Below are 1,807 nucleotides of genomic sequence, written 5' to 3' on the forward strand. Positions count from 1 at the left end.
TAGCTAAATTGAGCGCTGTTTCGCAATTCTTATCCTTAACTTTGGCCCGGGAGCGGTCAAAGGCCAGCAATGTCTGGATGGCCTCTGTGTGGCCTTTTTCAGCAGCTTTGCCGAGAGCTGTTTGGCCATATTTATCCTTCTCTTTGGCCAGGGAGGGGTCAAAGTCCAGCAATGTCCGGATGGCCTCTGTGTGGCCTTGTTCAGCAGCTTTGTGGAGAGCCGTACGGCCAAGGTTACTTTTCTTTTTGGCCAGGGAGCGGTCAAAGGCCAGCAATGTCCGGATGGCCTCTGTATGGCCTTTATTAAGAGCAGCGTAGTGGAGAGCTGTTTGGCCATATTTATCCTTTTCTTTGGCCAGGGAGGGGTCAAAGTCCAGCAATGTCCGGATGGCCTCTGTGTGGCCTTGATAAGCAGCTGAGTGGAGAGCCGTCACGCCATCACTATCCTTCTCTTTGGCCAGGGAGCGGTCAAATTTCAGCAATGTCTGGATGACCTCTATTTGACCATCATAATAATAAGCAGCGAAGTGGAGAGCCGTATTGCCACACTTATTCTTCTCTTTGGCCAGGGAGCGGTCAAAGTCCAGCAATGCCTGGATGGCCTCTGTGTGACCTTCTGCAGCAGCTTCGTGGAGAGCCGTCCAGCCACCGTTATCCTTCTTTTTGGCCAGTGAGCGGTCAAAGTCCAGCAATGTCTTGATGGCTTCTGTGAGGCCTTTACGAGCAGCTAAGTGGAGAGCTGTTAGGCCATCGCTAGTCTTCTCTTTGGCCAGTGAGCGGTCAAAGTTCAGCAATGCCTGGATGGTCTCTGTTTGGTCTTTACGAGCAGCGTAGTGGAGAGCCGTCAAGCCATATCTATCCTTCTCTTTGGCCAGGGAGCGGTCAAATTCCAGCAATGTCTGGATGGCCTCTGTGTGGCCTTTTTCAGCAGCTTTGTGGAGATGGAGAGCCGTATTGCCACACTTATTCTTCTCTTTGGCCAGTGAGGGGGCAAAGTTCAGCAATGTCTGGATGGCCTCTGTGTGGCCTTTTTCAGCAGCCCAGTGGAGAGCCGTATCGCCATATTTATCCTTCTCTTTGGCCAGTGAGGGGGCAAAGTTCAGCAATGTCTGGATGGCCTCTGTGTGGCCTTTTTCAGCAGCCCAGTGGAGAGCCGTATCGCCATATTTATCCTTCTCTTTGGCCAGTGAGGGGGCAAGGTTCAGCAATGTCTGGATGACCTCTGTTTGGCCACTATAAGCAGCGAAGTGGAGAGTCGTTCCGCCTGAGTTCTCCTTCTTTTTGGCCAGGGAGGGGGCAATGGTCAGCAATATCTGGATGGCCTCTGTTTGGCCTTTAAGAGCAGCAGCGTGAAGAGCCGTGCGGCCATTGTTATCCTTCTCTTTGGCCAGTGAGGGGGCAAAGTTCAGCAATGCCTGGATGGCCTCTGTGCTGCCCCAAATAGCAGCGAAGTCGAGAGCCGTTCTGCCATATTTATCCTTCTTTTTGGCCAGTGAGCAGTCAAAGTTCAGCAATGCCTGGATGGCCTCTGTTTGGCCTTTACGAGCAGCTTCGTGGAGAGCCGTCAAGCCATAGCTATCCTTCTCTTTGGCCAGCGACCGGTCAAAGTCCAGCAATGTCTGGATGGCCTCTGTTTGGCCTCTAAGAGCAGCGTCGTGGAGAGCCGTTCGGCCATTCTTATCCTTCTCTTTGGCCAGTGAGGGGTCAAAATCCAGCAATGTCTGGATGGCCTCTGTTTGGCCATCATAAACAACGTAGTGGAGAGCCGTTTCGCCATTGTTATCCTTCTCTTTGGCCAGTGAGGGGGC

The 1,807-nt window shown here is 52.5% G+C and carries 1 protein-coding gene; it reads right to left on the reverse strand.

What is annotated here, in order from left to right:
• Positions 1-1,807, reverse strand: a 1,807-nt coding sequence (locus tag J7438_RS25310; protein ID WP_209278818.1) for an ankyrin repeat domain-containing protein, incomplete at both ends; no start/stop codon positions are given.

Source organism: Thalassotalea sp. G20_0 (assembly GCF_017744175.1).
Lineage (GTDB): Bacteria > Pseudomonadota > Gammaproteobacteria > Pseudomonadales > Endozoicomonadaceae > Endozoicomonas.